Annotated in this window: 20 protein-coding genes and 1 riboswitch; of the genes, 16 read left to right on the top strand and 4 right to left on the bottom strand. The window is 27.0% G+C overall.

Annotation, left to right across the window (positions count from 1 at the left end; all coding sequences use genetic code 11):
- Window positions 1–774, top strand: a complete 774-nt coding sequence (locus IC219_RS03210; RefSeq protein ID WP_227823998.1) for an ABC transporter permease — start codon at window positions 1–3, stop codon at window positions 772–774.
- 516 nt (window positions 775–1,290) lie between these two features.
- Window positions 1,291–1,512 (top strand): hypothetical protein, encoded by a 222-nt coding sequence (locus IC219_RS03205; protein ID WP_227434761.1) that lies wholly within the window; start codon window positions 1,291–1,293, stop codon window positions 1,510–1,512.
- A gap of 273 nt (window positions 1,513–1,785) precedes the next feature.
- Here IC219_RS03205 and IC219_RS03200 read toward each other — a convergent pair whose 3' ends face one another.
- Window positions 1,786–2,550: a DeoR/GlpR family DNA-binding transcription regulator gene (locus IC219_RS03200; RefSeq protein ID WP_227434760.1), complete on the bottom strand. Its 765-nt coding sequence runs from the start codon at window positions 2,548–2,550 to the stop codon at window positions 1,786–1,788.
- 286 nt (window positions 2,551–2,836) lie between these two features.
- On the opposite strand from IC219_RS03200, the gene fsa reads away from it, so the two are divergent.
- The gene (gene fsa / locus IC219_RS03195) at window positions 2,837–3,511 is read left to right on the top strand and encodes a fructose-6-phosphate aldolase (RefSeq protein ID WP_227434759.1); all 675 of its coding nucleotides are present in this window, start codon (window positions 2,837–2,839) and stop codon (window positions 3,509–3,511) included.
- A 129-nt stretch (window positions 3,512–3,640) separates the two neighbouring features.
- Here fsa and IC219_RS03190 read toward each other — a convergent pair whose 3' ends face one another.
- Both IC219_RS03190 and IC219_RS03185 read right to left on the bottom strand, forming a co-directional pair.
- On the bottom strand, window positions 3,641–5,035 hold the full coding sequence (locus IC219_RS03190; RefSeq protein ID WP_227434758.1) for an SLC13 family permease: 1,395 nt from the start codon (window positions 5,033–5,035) through the stop codon (window positions 3,641–3,643).
- A 63-nt stretch (window positions 5,036–5,098) separates the two neighbouring features.
- A complete protein-coding gene (locus IC219_RS03185; RefSeq protein ID WP_227434757.1) occupies window positions 5,099–6,445 on the bottom strand; it encodes an MATE family efflux transporter in 1,347 nt (448 codons plus the stop codon).
- 266 nt (window positions 6,446–6,711) lie between these two features.
- Window positions 6,712–6,814: riboswitch (purine riboswitch) on the top strand.
- A gap of 93 nt (window positions 6,815–6,907) precedes the next feature.
- On the opposite strand from IC219_RS03185, the gene IC219_RS03180 reads away from it, so the two are divergent.
- Window positions 6,908–8,284 (top strand): NCS2 family permease, encoded by a 1,377-nt coding sequence (locus IC219_RS03180; RefSeq protein WP_227434756.1) that lies wholly within the window; start codon window positions 6,908–6,910, stop codon window positions 8,282–8,284.
- A 91-nt stretch (window positions 8,285–8,375) separates the two neighbouring features.
- Here IC219_RS03180 and IC219_RS03175 read toward each other — a convergent pair whose 3' ends face one another.
- Entirely contained in the window at window positions 8,376–9,521 is a 1,146-nt protein-coding gene (locus IC219_RS03175; protein ID WP_227434755.1) for a DEAD/DEAH box helicase, read from the bottom strand.
- Window positions 9,522–9,798: 277 nt separating this feature from the next.
- On the opposite strand from IC219_RS03175, the gene IC219_RS03170 reads away from it, so the two are divergent.
- The 12 genes from IC219_RS03170 to IC219_RS03115 all read left to right on the top strand — a co-directional run bounded on the left by IC219_RS03170 (window position 9,799) and on the right by IC219_RS03115 (window position 22,070).
- Complete coding sequence (locus IC219_RS03170) at window positions 9,799–10,506, top strand: ABC transporter ATP-binding protein (protein ID WP_227434754.1); 708 nt, start codon at window positions 9,799–9,801, stop codon at window positions 10,504–10,506.
- Window positions 10,507–10,554: 48 nt separating this feature from the next.
- Window positions 10,555–12,150 carry a putative ABC transporter permease subunit gene (locus IC219_RS03165; RefSeq protein ID WP_227434753.1) on the top strand — a complete coding sequence of 532 codons (1,596 nt, stop codon included), beginning with the start codon at window positions 10,555–10,557 and terminating at the stop codon, window positions 12,148–12,150.
- A gap of 103 nt (window positions 12,151–12,253) precedes the next feature.
- Window positions 12,254–13,333: a lysylphosphatidylglycerol synthase transmembrane domain-containing protein gene (locus IC219_RS03160; RefSeq protein ID WP_227434752.1), complete on the top strand. Its 1,080-nt coding sequence runs from the start codon at window positions 12,254–12,256 to the stop codon at window positions 13,331–13,333.
- A 205-nt stretch (window positions 13,334–13,538) separates the two neighbouring features.
- Complete coding sequence (locus IC219_RS03155; RefSeq protein WP_227434751.1) at window positions 13,539–13,700, top strand: DNA polymerase III; 162 nt, start codon at window positions 13,539–13,541, stop codon at window positions 13,698–13,700.
- A gap of 344 nt (window positions 13,701–14,044) precedes the next feature.
- Entirely contained in the window at window positions 14,045–15,313 is a 1,269-nt protein-coding gene (locus tag IC219_RS03150; protein WP_227434750.1) for a cation:proton antiporter, read from the top strand.
- Window positions 15,314–15,506: 193 nt separating this feature from the next.
- On the top strand, window positions 15,507–16,295 hold the full coding sequence (locus IC219_RS03145) for an FAD binding domain-containing protein (RefSeq protein ID WP_227482570.1): 789 nt from the start codon (window positions 15,507–15,509) through the stop codon (window positions 16,293–16,295).
- Window positions 16,295–16,744 carry a (2Fe-2S)-binding protein gene (locus IC219_RS03140; RefSeq protein WP_227434748.1) on the top strand — a complete coding sequence of 150 codons (450 nt, stop codon included), beginning with the start codon at window positions 16,295–16,297 and terminating at the stop codon, window positions 16,742–16,744. The genes IC219_RS03145 and IC219_RS03140 overlap by 1 nt, the downstream gene beginning before the upstream one ends.
- Window positions 16,745–16,747: 3 nt before the next feature.
- Entirely contained in the window at window positions 16,748–19,012 is a 2,265-nt protein-coding gene (locus IC219_RS03135) for a molybdopterin cofactor-binding domain-containing protein (RefSeq protein WP_227830599.1), read from the top strand.
- Window positions 19,013–19,154: 142 nt separating this feature from the next.
- The gene (locus IC219_RS03130) at window positions 19,155–19,463 is read left to right on the top strand and encodes a hypothetical protein (protein WP_227434746.1); all 309 of its coding nucleotides are present in this window, start codon (window positions 19,155–19,157) and stop codon (window positions 19,461–19,463) included.
- A gap of 282 nt (window positions 19,464–19,745) precedes the next feature.
- The gene (locus IC219_RS03125) at window positions 19,746–20,246 is read left to right on the top strand and encodes a QueT transporter family protein (protein WP_227434745.1); all 501 of its coding nucleotides are present in this window, start codon (window positions 19,746–19,748) and stop codon (window positions 20,244–20,246) included.
- A gap of 74 nt (window positions 20,247–20,320) precedes the next feature.
- Window positions 20,321–21,298, top strand: coding sequence for a WYL domain-containing protein (locus IC219_RS03120; protein ID WP_227830598.1), 978 nt, complete (start codon window positions 20,321–20,323; stop codon window positions 21,296–21,298).
- A gap of 49 nt (window positions 21,299–21,347) precedes the next feature.
- Window positions 21,348–22,070: a cell division protein gene (locus IC219_RS03115; protein ID WP_227482572.1), complete on the top strand. Its 723-nt coding sequence runs from the start codon at window positions 21,348–21,350 to the stop codon at window positions 22,068–22,070.

Here is a 22,070-nt window from a genome sequence, read left to right as displayed (position 1 = left end):
ATGGAAAATATAGTAAAAGTTGAATTTTTGAAATTAAAACGATATTCTGTAATAAAGGCTGGAATTATTATGACAACACTTTCTCCACTACTGTCATTATTTTATTCAACAGCTAGTGGTGGACAATCATGGACATTTGAATATTTCATGCAACAGGTTATGACTAGTAATTGTACCCTTTTCTTCCCGATTATTATTACATTGATTGCTGGATATATCATAACACGGGAATATACAGACGATACCATAAAAAGCCTATTAACAATTCCTATTCCTTACAAACAACTACTTTCCAGCAAATTACTTGTGCTACTACTCTTAACAATTTATTTCAGTTTTATAGGATGTGTTATAGCGTTAGTAATCAATATAATTGCTGGATTTCCAGGAGTAGGTTTTGGCAATATCATTAATATGTTTATTCATATTATCGGAGCAAACATTTTTGTATACATTGCTGTTTTACCCATTATCTTACTTTTCTGTTGTTCAGTAAATAACTTTTTGGGTGGTGTTGCACTTGCTTTTGTGTATGGATATTTTGGAACTTTTGAAGGAACATTATTAAATTATTATCCAATTAAAGCAAGTATGATTTTAATGGATTCTAATTGTAGTGCGGAGTATGGATATACTTATCGTATTTTTCCTGCTTTAATTGTACTGCTGTTCATTTTATTGATTTCTGGAATTATCCTTGCTGGCAAAAAGAAAGAAACTAGTGTATTAACGATTACTAAAAAGAAAAAAACAGCAAGAAAAAAGGGATGGTAATAATTTAAAAATAAGCCAACAGAAGATTATTCTTCTATCAGTTTATATTGGATAATTTTGTAAATTAAATATTGATGTGCAATACAATATCTTTACATATATAGTATTTTCTACATTAAAAAGTAGAAGTTTCAATAATAGTTCATTGTAAAATCATAAAAAATTCATACTAAAAATGTATTATGTAAATAGAAATAAAAAATTTTAAACCATAAAATAACACCAAGCTATAATGATGATATAACCTAATATCCTCCAATTAAATCATCATTATAGTAATTCCCAACAATTAAATGCAATGAATTTAAGAAATAACATCGAGCATAGAGTATATATGCTTGATGTTATTTTTATTTTAAAACGAAAAATAGGTAATCTTTATTAAAAGTTATATATTCAGATAGTCTTAAATTACATTTAATAACTTAAAAATTATACTTGATAGAGCAAATAAATATATACATTTTGGGAAAAATAACTGTAGGAAGTATTATATTTACAGAGGAGGTAGTTTTGATGGATAGACTTAAAAGAGATATGAAAAACATGAAAGAAGATTTAAAAGAAGGTGCTAAAAAGACAGCTTATGTAATGAAAAATACTGCTGAAGACTTAAAAGATGACGCTCAAGGTGCTATGGTAAATCTAGAAATGAAGAAAGATGAAATGATGGAAAGATATGAGCAAAAGAAATTTGCAAAAGATTTAGAAAAGCAAATGAAAGATGAAATGAAATAAAGTTTTGTCTATAGATTTAGGTACTATTATCAATAATAGTTCTTAGATAAGAAATACTATAAAAGGTTTTACAGAAGAAATAGACTTTCTAAAAATAACTGTATTATATTTAGAAAGTCTATTTCAAGTATGTTATATTTAAATCATATCAATTTTAAAATTTTAAATATTAAATTTGATTATTGCTGTAATCATATAGAATTAAGGTTTTTAAGGATATTTACAAAATAATGGTTTATCTCTTTAATCTATTTGAAAAATATATCATTAAGTTTATAAAACATTCACATTAAATTCTGATAAAGTATTTACTATGTCAGGAGTAGGTGATTTTTCTGTAATTATAGAACTAATGTCTTCTAAATGAGCAAATTTAAAGTTTCCATCAAATTTAAATTTTTTATCTTCCATAACTATAAATACTTTTTTACTTGAATTTATTATAGCTTTTTTTGTAAGTCCATCTTCAATTTCAAATGTTGTAAGAGAAGAATTAAATACATCTATACCACAACTGCCCATAAAAGTTTTATCAAATTTATATCTTGATATAAAGTCTATTGTCGGAGTACCAACAAATCCATCTAAGCTAAGATTTAATAAACCACCAGTAGAAATTACATTTAAATTATTGGGCTTTGAAGTAACTACATTTAGTATATCTAGCATATTTGTGACCAATGTTACTTTCTTATTGCTTTCAGCTAACAGTTTAGCCAACAATATATTGATTGTAGATATATCTAAAAATATAGTTTCTCTATCTGAAATTAGATTAAATGCTTTTTCTGCTATTATTTTTTTTGTTGGTATATTAATTTCTTTTCTATCTTTTGTATCTTGGTTTTCAAGGGTTTCTCTGACTAGTACAGCTCCACCATAAATTCTTCGTATTGAAGAAATTTTTTCTATATTTTTTAAATCTTTTCTTATACAATCTTCAGTAACATTAAATTTTGAACTGAGTTCTTTTACAGTAACTCTTCCTTCTTTTTTTAGGATATTTAATATAGCTTGAATCCTTTCTTCCGCAAACATCTTTTACCTCTTTTCCTGAATATAGTATTATAGTAAATATTATAAGATAAAAGATAAAATATCAACTATTTTAATATGGAATACAACATTAATTTAATATAAAAAGTATATTATTCTTAATAGTTTATTTAAAACTTAATAAATAAAGAAATTATAAAAATATACAACAAAATCAAACAATAAAAAAACATAAAAAACAATAATAAAAAAGTTGAAAATAATACCAAACCAATATATAATAAGAATAAATAAAATAAAAAAATAAAGTTTAAAGGGGGATATTTTAATGCAACTAATCTTAGATACAGGTAACATAGAGGAAATTAAAGAGCTAAGTACTTATTTACCAGTTGATGGTGTAACAACAAATCCAAGTATTATTTCAAAGGAAAAAAAGAATTTTAAGCAACTTATAAGTGAGATTGGTGAAATTATAGGTGAAGATATGCCTATACATGCTCAAGTATTAAGTACAAAGTATGAAGATATATTAGATGAAGCATTATATATAAGTAGTTTGAGAGAAAACATATATGTGAAAATACCTGTAACACAAGATGGTTTAAGAGCTATAAAAGACCTTCATAAAAAAGGAATAAAAATAACTGCCACTGCAATATTTACTGCTCATCAGGGATTTTTAGCTGCAAAAGCTGGAGCAAATTATGTTGCACCTTATGTAAACAGACTTGATAATATATCTGGGGATGGTGTATCTGTGGTTTCAGAGCTTATAAAAATAATAGATACTTATAATATGGATACAAAGGTACTTGCTGCTAGTTTTAAAAATGCACAACAGGTTATAGAATTAATGAAGTGTGGAGTACACAGTGTTACAGTGCCATATGATATTTGTAAATCCATGATGAATCATCCATTGACAGATTGGAGTGTTGATAAGTTTATAGAAGATTGGGAAAATACTTTTGGAAAAGGTAGCAAAACAAATAACATTTAATTTTAGAATAAAAAATTAGTTTTTATGCAATTTTATAAATAGATTTTTATAAAAAAGATGAAAATATGAATTAACTTAAGATAATAATGTTCTAAATTATTAAAAAGAAAATTCATATTTTCATCTTTGTTAAACTTCTAGACCTATAAATCTCCACCAAGGGAAGGTTATACAGATTATTATAAAATAGGTTAAAGGAATTAAAGTCAAACCATACTTAAAAATAACCTTACTATTATATAGATTCTCACCATGTCCAACCATTATTGTTGCATGATGAAAAGGCAATATGTATTGTATACTTACTACAATATAAACAAATAGGCAAAGAACAATACTATTTTCTTTCAATATATGTAAACTTCCAAGTAATGGTATCACCACGGAGGATGTAGTGACAGCACTTCCAAGGCATATATTCAGTATTATTGTCAGGGTTATTAAAAATAATATTGAAATAGTTTTTGAAGAGTTTGGAATTAATTTTATTAAATAGTTTCCCATTATATCAACAACTCCAGAATACTTTAGTACTCCTCCAATTGAAAACGCTGCTACAAAAAAAATGAGAACTTTCCAATTTATTTCTTTTAAAGTATTGAAACCAATTATTCCTTTTAACAACAAAAGAAGTACACAAATAGACATTATAATTAGTGTATTTAAATTATGAATAAATTGAGTTAAGAACATAAAAAACATTATTCCTAAACATAAAAATACATGTTTTTGTTCATCACTTAATAAACAAAATTCTTTTTTTAGATTAGAATATGAAAATTGAAATTTATTAGAATTAAGATTATCATAAGAAGTAAATTTTATTAAAGATAATTCTTTTTTAAAAACAATTATAAATAAAAAATAAGTTATAAAACAAGTAATTATAGTTGGAACAGACATATAAAAAGCCCACTGCCCCCAGTTTATATTACAATTTCCAAGTTCTAGGACTACATAGTTTAAAAGAGTATCTCCATTTACAAAAAACATTGATGTAAATGTAGATGCTGTAAATATACTAAAGAGAAGTATAGATTTTGAATCATCAGCTAAGTGTTGTTCTTTAAAAAATTCTTTATAAAAAGCTGACACAAGAATGACTCTTGGAAATGGCTGTGGTATGAAAAATATTAATAATACACCTAAAATATATGATAAAAAAATCATTTTTTTAGGGGTATCTACAGTATTTAAAATTAATTTTTCAGAAATAATTTTTGCAACACCTGTCTTTGCAACTGCATTAGTAATTATGTAAGCAAGGATTATTATATAAAAATTTTCTGTAAATAAAAATTGTAAAATGACTTTCAAAGGTGCAATATTAAAAATAAAAGCTAATATTACAAAGACTAGTGCAACTACAGTTTTTTCAACAGAGTCTACAGCCCATATTAAGATAGTTAAAAACGATAAGCATATAGAAAATTTTATATTGAAACTATAATTTAGAAAGAAGTAAAGAATTATAGTAACCATAATAGTCATGCAAAATTGTTTTGGTTTAAGAATAATATCCATTTTTTGTATCCACCTCCATAATTTATTATATCATAATGAAGGTGAATACATTTTATTAAAAGATTATTCATTAATTCTATGATTTACAATAGCTTTAGTTTTCCAATAACCTTTTTTATAATAGATGACTGTAACAATAAGACCTAAAGTCCAACCAAAAGGTATACCCATCCAAATTCCATCTGTTCCAAATAATCTAGAAAATAAATAAGAAGCAGGAATTCTTCCAAGCCATAAAGATACGACTGAACTCATCAAAGCAAACATAGAATCACCAGCACCTTTCATTGCACTTGAAAGTACAAAGGAAGTACCAATAAATAAGAAAAAAGGTCCTATTATAAATAAGTAAGAAGAACCAATTTTAATGACATCTTTGTCTGTATTAAATAGAGAAATTAAGTTTTCTCTAAATAATAAGATTAAGGCAACGACAACAATTGCTAGAATTAAAGCCATTTTTATAGATTCACGAATTCCTTTTCTAACCCTTTCATTTTCTCCAGCACCTATATTTTGAGCAACAAAAGTGGAAACAGCAGAACCAAGGTTCATGATAGGTAAGCTTATAAAGTTTTCTATTCTAAGACCAGCTCCAAAAGCTGCCATGGCAGATGTACCATAACCATTAACTAAAAATTGAAGAGCCATGTTGCCAATTGAAAATAACATCTGTTGAACTCCACTTGGAAGTCCTAATCTAAGACCATCTTTAAATATTTTATTGTCATATACAATTCCTTTAATCTTAAATTTAAGTACTTCATGTTTTTTATTTAAATATATTATGCTAATTATAAATGATACTGCTTGAGCCATTATAGTGGCAAGTGCAACACCTTCAACTCCCATTTTCAAGACAACAATAAAAGTTAAATCTAAAACTATATTTAAAATTGTGGCTATTATTAAAAAATAAAGTGGAGTTACTGAATCTCCAAGTCCTCTAAGTATTGCACTTACTGAATTATATCCAGCAGAAAATAAGATTCCACCAAATATTATAGTAAGATACAGTTTTGATTGATTAAAAACTGATTCTGGAGTATTCATAAGCTTAAGCATAGGACCTCCAAATACTATTCCAATAACACTTATCAATATAGAGCCAATAAATAAAAGTATATATGTAGTATCAATAGTAGCTTTTACTTTTTTTAAATCTCCTGAACCATAAAACTGTGAAATTAAAATAGAAAAACCAAGACTGACACCCATAAGCATTGCTACAAGCAAAAACATTATAGGGTTAGCACCTGAGACTGCTGCCATAGCTTCTTTACCAATAAATCTACCAACTATAATACTATCAGCAGTATTGTATAGTTGTTGAAATAAACTACCAATAAGCATAGGCATAGCAAAAAAGAATATAGATTTTCCCTCATGACCTGTAGTTAAATCTTTCACCCTTATTCCTCCAAATTTAAAAATTATTAATTATCAATTTGCTATAATAAATATAATATAATCTTAACATAAACTTTATATCTGTACTATAAATAAATTGTATTAAATAATCATATATTTTATAAAAATGTAAAGAATATAAGTATGACGTAGATATAGAAAATTAACATTTAATATAATCGAATATTAATACAAATTTATTCTAATATATACGCATATATTGACAAAATTAACTATATAAATTAAAATAATATTCGTAAAGAAAAATTCATGTTTTATATTGTATAACATATAATTTTGACAATACGGGTCATAAGTTTCTACCGGAATACCGTAAATATTCTGACTATGTATACTATTATTTAGTTAAATAAATATTTATTTAACTAAATTATGAAGGATACGACTCAGCTTATTAGTTACTGCGTCGTTTTTTTGTAAAATTTAATAGGAGGTGTTGTTATGCAAACAACAAACAGTAGTACCATGCAGAAACTTTTTCCAATTTTGACTAATAAAAATGTCGACATGAAGAAAGAAGTAATTGCTGGTGTAACTACTTTTTTAACTATGGCTTATATAATAGCTGTAAATCCAAACATTTTATCAGCAACAGGGATGCCAGCAGGTGCTCTTGTTACAGGGACATGTCTAGCAGCAGCATTTGGATGTATTTTAATGGGAATGGTTGCAAATCTTCCTTTTGCTTTAGCATCAGGTATGGGTCTTAATGCATTTTTTGCATACACAGTAGTCTTACAAATGGGGGTTCCTTGGGAAGTAGCTCTTACAGCGGTATTTGTAGAAGGTATCATTTTTATAATATTATCAGTAAGTGGAGTTCGTGAAGCTGTTGTAAATGCAATACCAAAGAATATGAAGCTTGCTGTTACAGGTGGTATAGGTATATTTATTGCACTTATAGGTTTAGTTAATTGTGGAATCGTAATTGGAGATCAAGCTACTCTTATAAAGATGGGGAAATTTACTCCAGCAGTAATAATAGCTTGCATAGGATTAATAATTGTAGCAGTATTAGATAAAAAAAGAGTTAAAGGTTCTATCCTTTTTGGAATAGTAGTAAGTTCATTACTTGCTTGGGGATTTGCATTTATGAATCCAGAATATGCACAAAAATTAGGTATATACTTACCTAGTGGAATATTCAAGTTTGAAAGTTTAGCACCGATAGCAGGTAAAATAGATTTAGGATATGTATTACATCCAACAAATATAGGTGGTTTCTTTGTAATAGTTTGTACATTCTTATTTGTTGATTTCTTTGATACAGTAGGTACATTAGTAGGGGTTTGCTCTAAAGCAAATATGCTAGATGAAAAAGGAAATGTTCCTAATGTAGGTAGAGCTTTGCTTACAGATGCAGTTGCAACTACAGTAGGTGCAGGGCTTGGAGTATCTACAGTTACAACTTATGTTGAGAGTTCAACAGGAGTTATTGCAGGTGGTAGAACTGGATGGACAGCAGTAACAGTTGGTGTTTTATTCTTAGTTGCAATGTTTTTCTCTCCTGTATTTATAGCAATTCCATCATGTGCTACAGCACCAGCTTTAATTTATGTTGGGTACTTGATGCTTGGTACAGTTAAAGATATTGAGTTTGACAATATAACTGAAGGTGTTCCAGCTTTCGTTACTATTGCTTGTATGGCATTAACTTATAGTATAGGTGATGGTTTAACTCTAGGTATATTAACTTATGTTTTTGTAAATGTATTTTACAACATATTTGGAGCTAAAAAGGCTGAAGATAAGAAACATGTTTCAGTAGTAATGATTGTTCTTGCTATATTATTTATAATAAAACTTTGGCTATTATAATAGATATTGTTTAAAAATTTAATTCAATAAAATAAAGAACTGTAATTTCTAATCTATTTTGAGAAGAAGTTACAGTTCTTATTTTTTTGTATTACTTAGATATATCTACTAATTTTCCCTTTTCTAAGGTTTTAGGCACAATTGTTATATTAAATTCTTTTTGCAATTCTTTTATAATATCTAATTCTTTTTTTGTTATTATTGAAATAGTATCTCCACTTCGGTTTCCTCTAGCAGTTCTACCACATCTATGCAGATATTCATTTTTACTATTTGGAAAATCTAAATTAAAAACATGGCTTATATCTACTATATCAAGTCCACGAGCAGATAAATCTGTTGTAACTAAAATTTTTGCTTTTCCAAGTTTAAATTTATTTATTGCATTTTTTCTATCCTCTTTTGGCATATTTCCAAATATTCCAATTGCTTTATAATTATGATAGTTTAATTTTGATACTATAACATCTATGTTTTTTTCATTGTTTACAAATACAATAGCTCTTTTTGGGTTTGTAGCAGCTAATGTTTTTCTAAGAAAATTAAATTTATCTCTTATTTCCCCTAACATATATGTATGATTTATATTAGGATTTATCTGTGACTTTTCTTTTGTTTTTATTAATTCAAATTCTTTCATAAATTTATCACAAATTTTTATAGTACTATCTGTAAGACTTGCAGAACAACCTATGATTTGTCTATCTCTTAATGTAGTTTTTATTATGTCTTCTACACAAGTTATGTTTTTACCATTCAACAAATTGTCCACTTCATCTAAAACGATAGTTTTTATGTTGTGTGATTTTAACTTCTTCTGCTTTATTAAGTCTAAAACTCTTCCACAAGTTCCTATTACTATATGTGGTTTTATAGCCTTTATATTTTTTATTTGTTTTTGTATATTAACTTCTCCAATTAAGGATAGTGAAGTCAAAGGAGTTTCTGAGTTTTTTGCTAATAATTCAATTTGATTTGTAATTTGCATTACTAATTCATGTGTTGGTGCAAGTATAAGAGCCTGAGTTTCTCTTTTTGATGTATCAATTCTTTCAAATATAGGTAAAACATATGCAAGTGTTTTTCCTGTTCCAGTTTGTGAGTTGATTAATAAATCTTTATTTTGCATTATATTTTCTATAACAAGTGACTGAACTTCTGTTGGAGAAGTTATGTCTTGTTTTTTAAGTCCATTTATTAGAGTAGAACTTATCTTTAATTGTTCAAATGTGTTCATCTTTTGCTCCTTCTATTAAAAACTTATATTATTGTAGTTAACTATTTCTTATTATACATTGTTTAGTCAAATCGAACTATACATTATTTTATAATTATGTGCAATTTAGAAGTAAATATAGATGTTTTTTGTATATTTATATTGAGTTCAGTATTTTTACAATTGTCTAATACTTAAATTTAAAAATTTAGCAAATTGTAGTTGCAATTGTTTAATACTTGTTATATATTATATATAACAAGTATTAAAACTATAATATATAACATGGAGGGAAATTATGTTAAAGATAAGTAATGTATCTAAATCATATAAAAATAAAAAGGTAGTAAATAATATTTCATTTGAGGTAAATGATGGAGAGATTTTTGGCTTTATAGGTCATAATGGTGCAGGAAAAACTACTACTATTAAAGCAATTGTTGGGATACATGATTTTGAGGGAGGAGAAATACTTATAAACTCTAAATCTATAAAAAAACAATCTGTTGAGTGCAAAAAGGAAATGGCGTATATTCCTGATAATCCAGATTTATATGAAGATCTAACTGGAATACAATACCTTAATTTTATAGCAGATATATTTGAGGTAGATAAAAATGAAAGAGAGGAATTAATAAAATACTATTCAAATAAATTTGAAATTAATAGGGCATTAGGAGATTTAATATCTTCGTATTCACATGGAATGAAACAAAAACTAGCTATAATTTCAGCTTTAATCCATAATCCTAAAATTCTAATTCTTGATGAACCTTTTGTAGGTCTTGACCCAAAAGCTTCCTTTATATTAAAGGAAATCATGAAGGAGTTTTGTAAAAAAGATGGTTGTATATTTTTCTCAACGCATGTATTAGAAGTTGCTGAAAAAATCTGTGATAAGATTGCCATAATAAAAGATGGAAATATAATTGCTTATGGAACTACTGAAGAAGTGAAAGGAAACAATTCTCTTGAAAATATTTTTATGGAATTAATAGAAAAATAAAATGCTATTTTTACAGAATATAATGTCTAAAGTGAGGTATGATAAATTATGAGTAATCTAAGTATATTAATAAAAACTAATATAATAAATGAGTTTAAATTGAATGCTTTAAAAAATATAGACAGCAAAGAAAAACAAAAAATAATAGGAATGATGTTTTCAATAGTTGTTGTAGTAGGGCTATTAATATTTTATGTAACAAGTTTAAGCCTTTCTCTAGTTGATATTTTAAAACAAATAAATCAAATGGAAATGTTGCTTGTGTTTGGCTTTGGATTATCAACAGTAATGGCAATTGTTACATCATTATATAAAACTTCATCATATCTATTTCAAGCGAAGGATTTAGAGTTATTAACTAGTTTGCCAATAAAAGAATCTACTATATTGGCTAGTAAAATATTAATGTTAGTTGGAACTAATTATTTGTTTTCTTCAGTGTGTATGATTATACCAGCAGTAGTTTATTTTTTTAATGCCAATGTAAGTATAACCTATTTTCCTTACTTAATATTATTATTTTTGGCTCTGCCATTACTACCAATAGTTGTTTCATCAATAATTTTCTTATTTATAGGACAGTTATCATCAAAGCTAAAATATAAAAATTTAGTGTTAATCATAGGTAATGTAATATTAATTTTGGCTTATATTGTACTTATGTCAAAACTAAACTCTATATCAGTTGAGTTATTAAAAAATAGTGCATCTATTTCAGAAACAATTAATAAAATATATCCACCTATATACTATTTTGTTGATGCTCTTAAAACTGGAAGTATAGTTTCATTTTTAATGTTTATGGCAACATCATTAATACCATTCTTTATCTTTGTGACTCTGTTTGCAAAAGGATTTACAAAGATAAATGCTAGAATGGGTGAAAGTTATAAGACTAAAAACTATAAATTTAAAAGTCAAAAAATTTCAACACCCTCAAAGGCTCTATTGAAAAAAGAATTTAGAAGATATACTTCTTCATTTATTTACTTTTTGAATTCATCTATTGGTCTGTTATTTTTAATAGTGGCTACAATCGGTGTGTTGGCATTTGGAGCTGATAAAATAGGTGAGTTACTAAAAATGAATATAGATTTTAGTATTATAAAAATACAGTTATTAGGTGCGTTTCTATTTATAATAGTAATGAACTGCACAACATATTGTTCAATTTCTTTTGAAGGAAAGAATCTATGGATACTAAAGTCTTCTCCAATAGATGAAAGGGAGATATTTTGGTCAAAAATATTGATGAATTTTTTATTAAATGCACCATTATCTGTTTTATGTCTAATATTAGTGTCTATAAAACTAAACTTTGAAATTCAGTTCGTGATGGTAGCAAGTTGCTTGATTGTAACTATGTCAATGTTTGTAGCTTTAATGGGATTGTTATCAAATTTACTTTATCCAAACCTTGATTGGAAAAATGAAGTGGCGGTAGTAAAAAGAAGTGCAAGTATGATAGTTACAATATTAGTATCATTAATTTATATAGTTATACTTGGAGGCACATATATGTTATTGAAAGTTTCATTTCTAAATATATATTTGATTTTAGCAAGTGTGCTTACACTTATATTAGACTTTATGCTATGGAGAATTATTTCCACTAAAGGAGTAAAAATATTTAAAAATTTATAGATATATTTGTGTTAAAAATAGACTTATTTTTTAAAGTATTGCAAAGAATATGCTAAGTAGTATACTATTGTATAGTGATATGAAAAAATTTAGGAGAAAATAAATGAGAAAATTATCCAAAAAAGAGAAAGATTTTATTCAATATGGATTTCTGATATTTTTGATATGTATTACTACTTATTTAGTATCAACCACTTTAGATGTAAAACTAATACCTAAAATTATAAGTCTAGTAAATAAAACCTATATATTTCTTGGCATACTAATAATGTTAATATATATGATAATTGAATCTATTGTGACACATTTGATAATAAATGCAGTTCAAAAAACAAAAGTAAAATTTATAGGTATCAAAATGGCTACAATGGGATTTTATTATAATTTAGTTACTCCCTTTGCATCTGGGAGTCAGCCAATGCAAATATATGCACTTACAAAGTATGATGTTAGTCTCAGTAAATCTGTAGCCATAGTTACTAATAAGACAGTTGTATTTCAAAGTACAGTTACTATATTTTGTGGAATTTTAATTTTATTGAATAAGTCATTATTAATGGAACAAGTGCATTCAGTTAGAGTTTTAATCGCCGCTGGGATGACCATGAATGTAAGCATGCTATTAGGAGGACTCTTAATAGTATTTAGTCCTAAGCAAGTAAAAATGATAGCAGAGGTTTTGATTAATTTTTTATCTAAATTTAAAGCATTTAAGTTTTTAGATTTAAAAAGAGATAGAATAAATCATTATATTGATGACTACAATTATTCTATAAAAATATTTATCAAAAATGTAAGGATTTTATTTTTAAGCATATTGCTTACTGCACTACAACTTATAGCATACTTTAGTATAGTTTATTGTGTATATAAAGCTTCAAATTTAAAAGGAGTATCATATATACATATAATGACATTGCAAGTATTTTTATACATGGCAATATCACCAGTTCCAACACCAGGAAATGTTGGAGCAAATGAAGTTACATTTTTTACCATGTTCTCAAACATAATTCCAAAAGAATTATTGGGATATTCAGTGCTTTTGTATAGTGGATTTGTATATTATATGTTATTAATAATTTCAGGATTGTTTACATTCAGAACACATTATACATTGAATAACTGGAAACATGATAACAAAAGTAATTCTAGTTTAGGAGAAGTTATTGAAAAAGTTTAATTATTAGAAAATAAAAAGAAATATAAATTACTTAGTTTGTAAAATTTAATCGATAAAATTATTATTAGGGAAATTCTAAATATAAATATACTGCTAAAATAAGCTGTATTGTATTGAGATATTTCCCTTTTTTGATTAAAATTATAGAAATTTGAAATAATAAGTAATAAATACAAACTCTATATTATTTAGAAAAGGAGAAAATATGAAACAAAATAAAGAAAATGAAAAACAAATGAGTAATTCTAATATTAAAAAAAATAGTGATAATAAAATCGAAATTGCTGAAGAACTATATCCAAATAAAAATATAGGTAGTATGCTTGGAGATAGAATAGATAAGAAAAAAATCAATCGTCCAAGTTAATGAAGTAGTTGAAAATGGTGTGTTTTAAAAAAATAATATAATGAGATGTTTTATTGTTAAATTTAAACTTATTTTAATGATAAAAAAAGTCGAAAATCGTCTAAAATGCACCTGTATGGGGGACAACGTTATTTTATAGATGCATAAAACTTGACAAAATCAACCTTTTCTTGGCAAGAAAAAAAAGATAAAATTATATGAGCGTTATTTAATTGTCAAAAATGAAGGTAAAGTTGCAAGTGATAAAAAATATGATTGATAACATTTATTTCTGTGCTATAATTGTATAGTAAAATGAATAAATGAATATGTTGTATACATGCATATTAGGAGGAGAGACTGACATGGAATCATCTATACATACAATTGCCAGCAATAATTTATTGATAATTTTTGCTATTGTGAGTATAACTGGAATAATTTGCAGCAAACTTAGCGAAATCGTAAAAGTTCCAGATGTTGTATTATTTTTACTTGTAGGTATTTTAATAGGACCATCATTTTTGAAATTTATAGATATTCGTGGATTCCAAATAGAGAATCAGCTGATACTTACATTTGGTTCTGCATTTATATTATATTTAGGTGGAAAAGAAATAAGTTTAAAGGTTTTGAGAAATGTAAAGATATCTGTATTTTTACTAGCTACTGTAGGAGTAGTGATATCTGCTTTTATAATGCAACAAGTAATAGGATTTACTTTTGGAGTAAGTGCAATGACTGCTTTATTAGCAGGAACTATAATAGCATCAACAGACCCTGCTACTCTTGTACCTATATTTAATCAAGTAAAGATAAAGGATAGAGTAAAACAAACTGTAATAAGTGAATCAGCTTTTAATGATGCAACAGGAGCTATATTAACATCAGCAGTGTTAGCTGTAATTTTATCAAATAAGTTTTCCTTAAGTGCCAATATTTATGAATTAGGTACAATGGTTGTTGTAGGAATTGTAGTTGGTCTAATTACAGGAATACTGCTTTTGAAATTGGTTAATGATAAGCCATATGGTATATTTAAAGATTTTGCACCAATAATATCTGTTATTTCAGTTGTGGTTGCATATGAATTATCTACAAAATTAGGCGGAAGTGGATATATGTCTTGCTTTATTGTAGGTATAATAACTGGTAACAAGAAAAACTTTAAAATATGGTTAAGCCAAAAATCTTATGATGCAGATTTTTATGTTGCTGAGACTTTAGGAACTATTTGTCGTATGGCGATATTCATAATATTAGGTAGTCAAGTTAATTTGGCTCAGTTAGGTAAATATTTTGTACCATCTGTAATTGCAGTGCTAGTATTAATGTTTATAGCAAGACCAATTTGTGTCTTAGTATGTGCACTTGCAGACAGAGAAGCAAAATGGAGTAAAAATGAAATATTGTTCATGATGTGGGTAAGAGAAACTGGTGTAATCCCAGCTGCACTTTGTGGTATTATTTCAGCAATGAAAGTTCCTGGATATGAAGTAATTTCATCAGTAGTATTTATGTCTATATTAATTACATTAGTAATACAAGGAAGCACTACAAAATTGGTAGCTAAAAAACTTGGATTATTAGAAGAAGAAGTGATAAATATAAGCGAAAAGGTATCAACTTTTTAGTTTTTCACTTTAAAGGATACATAATAATGGCTATTTTAAGGTTATCTAGTGATAATTATTGAAGTAGCTATTTTTTATGTAAAAATGAATTTACATAATTTACATATTGCATATATTTATTATCAAAATTTGTTGAAGCTGTGATATAATTAGTTGTATTTAAAATAAGAATAGCGAATAAGGGAGGAAATTTATGTTTACGGTTATAGATATTGTACAACCAGATACAGTGGAAGAGGCGTACTCAATTTTAAATAAAAGAAAAACTAATCAAGTAATTGGTGGAAGTGCTTTTTTAAGAATGGGGAAAAAAAGAATAGGAACAGGAATAGAGTTATCTAACCTAAACCTAGATTATATAAAAGAAGATAAAGAGTATGTTGAAATTGGTTCTATGACTACTTTTAGAACATTGGAAACAAGTTCAATAATAAAAGATAATTTTGGCAAAATAATAGAAGATTCAGTTAAAGATATAATAGGAATTCAGTTTAGAAATGTAGTAACAGTTGGTGCAACAGTATTTTCTAAATATGGGTTTTCTGATTTGATAGTGGCATTGCTTTCATTAGATACAGAAGTAGAGTTATATAAGGGTGGGAGAATTAGCCTTGAAGAGTTTTTAGATAGAGATTATGGGAAGGACTTATTGACTAAGGTGTATATAAAGAAGGAAAATAAAAAAGCCTCTTATAAGTCATTGAGAAATGCAAAAAGTGATTACCCTATTTTGAATGTGTCTGTTTCAAAAGATGGTAAGAAGTTTAAGTTGTGTGTAGGAGCAAGACCTCAAAAAGCTATGATTGCAAAAAAAGCTAGTGAATTTTTATCTAATAATGAAATTAATGAAGCTAATATAGATAGGGCAATAGAAATAGCTTCAGAGGAATTAACATTTGGTTCTAATATGAGAGCATCTAAAGACTATAGAAAAGCTATGAGTAAAGTACTTTTAAAAAGAGCTATAATGGAGGTTATTTAATGTTAGTAAAGCTTAATATAAATGGAAAAATGAAAAATATTGATATAGAGCCAGAAGAATATTTGGTTGATACCTTAAGAAAAGTTGGCAATTTAAGTGTAAAAAGGGGTTGTGATACAGGTTGTTGTGGTCTCTGTACAGTTTTAATAGATAAGAAACCTACATTATCTTGTGCGACATTAACCTTGAGAGTTTTAAATAAAGAGATAACTACAATTGAAGGTTTAGAAAATGAAGTTAAAGAATTTAGTGAAGTTTTGGTAAAAGAAGGAGCTGAACAATGTGGTTTCTGCTCTCCTGGTTTTATACTTACTGTACTTGCAATGAAAGATGAGCTTAAGAACCCTACAGACGAAGAAATAAAACATTATTTAACAGGAAATTTATGTAGATGTACAGGATATATGGGACAGTTAAGAGCTATCAAAACTTATCTGGAGGTAAAGTAGAATATGAATATAGTTGGAAAAGGAATTGAAAAAATAGATGGAATGAGTATAACAACAGGAAAACCTGTATATACTGATGATTTAGCAGCAAAAGATGCTTTAATAGTAAAGATACTTAGAAGCCCTTATGCTTATGCAAAGATAAAAGATATAGATACATCAAAGGCAGAAATGGTTGATGGTGTTGAATGTATTTTAACATATAAAGATGTACCAAAATCTAGATTTACACTTGCTGGTCAAACCTATCCAGAGCCATCACCTTATGATAGGCTAATTCTTGAAGATGTTGTGAGATATGTTGGTGATGAGGTAGCTATAGTTGCAGCTATAGATGAAAAAAGTGCAGTTAAAGCAATGAATCTTATAAAGGTAAATTATGAAGTACTAACACCTGTTTTGAATTTTGAAGAGGCAATCGGAAATAAAACTATAGTACATGATGAAGATAGACATTGTAATTTTGAAATAGGTATGCAGAGAGAAAAGAATATAGTGTCACATCATGACTATACAAAAGGTGATATAGAAGAAGTATTAAGTAATTGTGACATAGTGATTGAAGAAACATATTATACTCAAGCTCAAGCCCATGCAATGATGGAGACGTATAGATCATATAACTATTTAGATCATGCTGGAAGACTAGTTGTAGTAAGTTCAACTCAAATACCATTTCATGTTAAAAGACATCTATCCCGTGCATTAGAACTACCAGCTAGTAAAATTAGAGTTATAAAACCTAGAATTGGTGGTGGCTTTGGTGGTAAACAAACTGCTTGTGTTGAGATTTTTTCAGCTATTGTAACTTTAAAAACAGGTAAGCCAGCTAAAATAATATATGATAGAAAAGAAACTTTTAATTGTTCGACTAGTAGACATGCAATGAAACTAAAAGTTCGACTAGGTGCTACTAATGATGGAATAATAAAGGCTATCGATATAAATGCACTTTCAGATACAGGAGCATATGGAGAACATGCTTCTACAACTATTGGCTTAGTTGGGGAAAAGACTTTACCAATGTATAATAAGGTTGAGGCAACAAGATTTATCGCAGATGTAGTTTATACTAATAAAATGCCAGCAGGTGCACTTAGAGGGTATGGAGCTTCTCAAGGCTGTTTCGCTGTTGAATCAACTATAAACATGTTAGCTGACAAATTAAAAATGGACCCAACGGACTTGAGATTAAAAAATGTAGTAACACAAGGTGAAACTACCTTTGCATATGGAAAAACTTTAAATAGTGTAGACTTAGTAAAATGTATAAATAAAGGGAAAGAACTTATCGGATGGGATGAAAAATATCCTTGTAAGCATCTTGAAAATGGAAAAGTTAGAAGTGTGGGTATGGCAATTACTATGCAGGGTTCTGGTATACAAGGGCTTGATAAATCTTCAGCTGAAATAAAACTAAATGACTGTGGAGACTATACACTTATGATAGGTTCTACTGATATGGGTACAGGAAGTGACACAATTCTAGCTCAAATGGCTGCTGAAATTCTTGAGGCAAGTATTGAAAATATAACAGTTATATCAGCAGATACAGATTTGGTCCCATATGACCCAGGTTCATATGCTTCAAGTACCACTTATGTAACTGGGATGGCAGTAGTTAAGGCAGCTCAGGATTTAAGGGATAAAATAATATCTGCTGGAGCAACTAAACTAGGTGTAGATAAAGACGAATTAGAATTTGATGGTATAAAATTAACTAGTAAAGAATGCAGTACTTCGTTATTTGACATAGCAGTTGACTCTACAATTGGACCAAATACTAATCAATTAATAGGTCTCGCATCTCATGGTAGTCCAGTATCACCACCACCTTTTATAGCTGGTTTTGCAGAAACTGAAATTGATAAAGAAACTGGAAAAGTTGACTTATTAAATTATGTAGCCATAGTGGACTGTGGAACAGTTATAAATAAAAACTTAGCAAAGATACAGGTTGAAGGTGGAATTGTTCAAGGTATTGGAATGGCAATGTTTGAAGAAGTTAGATATACAGAAAAAGGTAACATGGATACAAACACATTTATGCAATATAAGATTCCAGCTAGATGTGATATTGGAAATGTGGAAGTTGATTTTGTTGAAAACTATGAGCCAACAGGACCTTTTGGAGCTAAATCTGTTGGAGAGGTTGTTATAAATACACCTTTACCAGCAATACAAGAAGCTGTTTTTAATGGTGTTGGGGTTAGAGTAAATACACTTCCTATTACACCTGAAAAAGTTTTTATGGAAATGAATAAGTAAGTATTTTATACAGATTTTAGACTAGTTTTACATGTTAAACAACCAGTTATGTCATACCTGTTGAAAGATATTTAATAAGTAGTTATTATAATATTATGAAACTTTACTTGTAAAATATAAAATTAACTAAGGGGATGATGTTTTGGCTGGAAATCTAAATAATATGAGAGCAGTAAATAATTTTAGAGGAGATAATAACATTTTAGAATGTTTAGTCAGCTTTGAGGGTCGTTCAATAAGTCAGAGAAAAGCAAGGGTATTTTTTAAGGAAATGAAGAATCAAATAGAAATCGACTTCGTAGAAGAAGAAATTTCTAAACTTGTTGAAAATGTTGTTTTAAATACATCATATCAAGAAATGTTATATGATGAAATAGAGAAACAGCTGGAAATTGATTGTGTAGGAACTTGGATGATATTATCTAAATTAAAAGATGCTAGAGTTCATTGATTTTAAAATAAATTATTAGAGCCTAATTTTAAGGCTCTTTTTTAATGTTTTTAATTAAGATATAAACTTATTTTAATTTATATATATGATAATTATAACATATATTTAAAATCTAACTATTTAATTTTATATGTATTCTATTGTATAATATAAATTAGATTAATAAAATAGTTCGTTAAAATAATTTATTTATTTTAAATTATTGTTTAAGTTTATAAATTTTGTATAAAATAAAATTATATTATTAATTTTTAGCAATAAAATTTTCACTAGGAGAGATATATGAGAAGAAATAGTACCAATATAGCAGTAACAGCAGTTGTTACATCAATTTATGCAGTTTTAACTTTATCATTAGGATTTATAAGTTATGGACCAATACAATTTAGGATAGCCGAGATTATGATGCTTCTAGCATTTTTAGATAAGGGATATATAGTAGGTCTTACATTAGGTTGTTTTTTAGCCAATGTAATAGGTCCATATGGTGTACCTGATATAATTTTTGGAACATTTGCCACATTTGTAAGTGCAAGTTTAGTGTATATTACTAGAAAGTTAGGCGGTCAAAATAAAAGCACATTAATTATAGCTTCTATATGGCCTACTATCATAAATGCAATTGTAGTTGGATTAATGTTAAATATATTTTTTGGACTTCCTCTAATATTATCGATGATACAAGTAGGTTTTGGAGAATTTGTAGTAGTAACCTTGGTAGGAGTACCATTCTTTTGTTTTTTAATGAAAAAATATAGAAATATCATTGATATTAAGTTTTAGAGTGCAGAAAGTTATTTTGTAGATTAAAAAATTAGTGTGAATTAAGAATAGTATTATTATAAGGGGGATTTTATTTGTCAAAGATAAAGAGATTAACTGATGTTTGGACATATATTAATGATAGACAAAAGTTTACAATCAAAGAGTTGTCAGAGAAGTTTAATCTTTCAACTAAAACTATTCAACGATATTTAATAGAATTAAATGAAATGGGGCTTCCAATTAAAGCAGAAAAAGGTAGAAATGGAGGTTATAGGGTATTAAATAATAGCTATATACCTCCTGTTATATTTACAGAAAAAGAAGTTATGTCTATAGTTTTTGCATTTAAGTCACTACAAGTTTACAATTTTTCACACATAAAAAAAGAAATTGATTCTATAATTAAAAAAATAAATTATAATCGTGAAAGTAGTGCAAAAATAAGTATAAACAACATTGAAAAATATATTGAGTTTATAGCTAATTATAAAAATATTGATGCCAATATTGTGACTGAATTTTTCAGGTCTTCATCAAACTCTTGTGTTTTAAATATCAAATATAAATCTGGAAATCAGTTGCTGGAGAAAAAAATATGCCCAATAGGTATATATTTAAATGAAGGATTTTGGTTTTCACCAGTGTATGACTATGAAAGTGATAATATTATACTAATACGTATAGACAAAGTACTGGAAATTGAAAAAGTAGGAGAGTCTAAAAAAGCATGTATAAGTTTGAAAAGTTGGCTAGATTCAGTATATAGCAAGTTAAATGAAGAGATGGCAATTACTAAGAAAACTAGTGAAATTGTTCATTTGCATGTATTACTCACAAAAGAAGGTATTTCTAAAATAACTAGAAGTTTTTTAGATTTGGATATAGAATTAAATGAAAATGGAAGTGGAACAATTAGTAAATTTATAAAATATGAAGAAATAGATTGGTGGATATCTACATTATTTTCAATAGGAAAAGATGCTAAAGTTATAGAACCAAAATTTATGAATAAATTACTTTATGATAGGGCTAAAGAGTTAAAATATTTTTATGAAGAAAATATGATATAATATTTAAAAATGTTAAAATTAAATAATTATTAAGGAGATATATATTATAATGGAAAGTTTTAATAAGAATGCTAAGATAATTGGTATTGGAGCTAAAGGTATTAATATAATAAATGAAATAGAAGAAAAAGTAAAAATAAATATGGATATAGAAAAAATTACTATGAATCAAGAGGTTGAAAAAGAATATGTTAGAAGTCTTTTAGATGGAGTTGACATATTGTTTTTAGCATATTCAACTGAAGATAAACAAAGTCGAGAAGTTATAAAAGCTATTTCATACATGTCTAATGAAAGACGAATTTTATCTATAGGTATAAATTCTTCAGAAGAAGAAAATAAAGATGACTTAGGAATTAATAGAGAATTTAAAGTCAATGAAAATAGTATTTTAAAATTTGTTGATTTGATGAATGTTATGATAGAATCTATTTCAGACTCTTGTATGATAAATATAGATATAACTGATTTAAAAGAAGCTATTATAAGTGATAAAGGGATTAAGTATTCTTTTGAAGAATTTGAAGATTCAAAACAGCACAGTGAAATAGTAGATATTTTATTTGAAAATATGGAACATTTTGGTGAAGAATTTATTGGGAAAAAAGGTATAGTTTTTGTTGAAGGAAATGATAAATTTTCACTAGTTGAATTAAATGATTTGATGAATAATATCCAAAGTAAGGTAGAAGAAGGCTATGAAATAATATTTTCTTTATACTTAAAAGAAAATTTAGATGGAAAGATTAAAGTGGGAATGTTATATAATTAA

Source organism: Clostridioides sp. ES-W-0018-02 (genome assembly GCF_020658175.1).
GTDB lineage: Bacteria > Bacillota > Clostridia > Peptostreptococcales > Peptostreptococcaceae > Clostridioides.
Note: the sequence above shows the minus strand (reverse complement) of the source record. Positions and strands in the feature narration are given on the sequence as shown.

Coding starts and splice junctions, on each gene's coding strand:
- IC219_RS03165 (WP_227434753.1), top strand. CDS start 10,555: ATGAGTAATCTAAGTATATTAATAAAAACTAATATAATAAATGAGTTT.
- IC219_RS03180 (WP_227434756.1), top strand. CDS start 6,908: ATGCAAACAACAAACAGTAGTACCATGCAGAAACTTTTTCCAATTTTG.
- IC219_RS03155 (WP_227434751.1), top strand. CDS start 13,539: ATGAAACAAAATAAAGAAAATGAAAAACAAATGAGTAATTCTAATATT.
- IC219_RS03115 (WP_227482572.1), top strand. CDS start 21,348: ATGGAAAGTTTTAATAAGAATGCTAAGATAATTGGTATTGGAGCTAAA.
- IC219_RS03170 (WP_227434754.1), top strand. CDS start 9,799: ATGTTAAAGATAAGTAATGTATCTAAATCATATAAAAATAAAAAGGTA.
- IC219_RS03150 (WP_227434750.1), top strand. CDS start 14,045: ATGGAATCATCTATACATACAATTGCCAGCAATAATTTATTGATAATT.
- IC219_RS03205 (WP_227434761.1), top strand. CDS start 1,291: ATGGATAGACTTAAAAGAGATATGAAAAACATGAAAGAAGATTTAAAA.
- IC219_RS03145 (WP_227482570.1), top strand. CDS start 15,507: ATGTTTACGGTTATAGATATTGTACAACCAGATACAGTGGAAGAGGCG.
- IC219_RS03125 (WP_227434745.1), top strand. CDS start 19,746: ATGAGAAGAAATAGTACCAATATAGCAGTAACAGCAGTTGTTACATCA.
- IC219_RS03210 (WP_227823998.1), top strand. CDS start 1: ATGGAAAATATAGTAAAAGTTGAATTTTTGAAATTAAAACGATATTCT.
- IC219_RS03190 (WP_227434758.1), bottom strand. CDS start 5,035: ATGGATATTATTCTTAAACCAAAACAATTTTGCATGACTATTATGGTT.
- IC219_RS03160 (WP_227434752.1), top strand. CDS start 12,254: ATGAGAAAATTATCCAAAAAAGAGAAAGATTTTATTCAATATGGATTT.
- IC219_RS03175 (WP_227434755.1), bottom strand. CDS start 9,521: ATGAACACATTTGAACAATTAAAGATAAGTTCTACTCTAATAAATGGA.
- fsa (WP_227434759.1), top strand. CDS start 2,837: ATGCAACTAATCTTAGATACAGGTAACATAGAGGAAATTAAAGAGCTA.
- IC219_RS03140 (WP_227434748.1), top strand. CDS start 16,295: ATGTTAGTAAAGCTTAATATAAATGGAAAAATGAAAAATATTGATATA.
- IC219_RS03200 (WP_227434760.1), bottom strand. CDS start 2,550: ATGTTTGCGGAAGAAAGGATTCAAGCTATATTAAATATCCTAAAAAAA.
- IC219_RS03135 (WP_227830599.1), top strand. CDS start 16,748: ATGAATATAGTTGGAAAAGGAATTGAAAAAATAGATGGAATGAGTATA.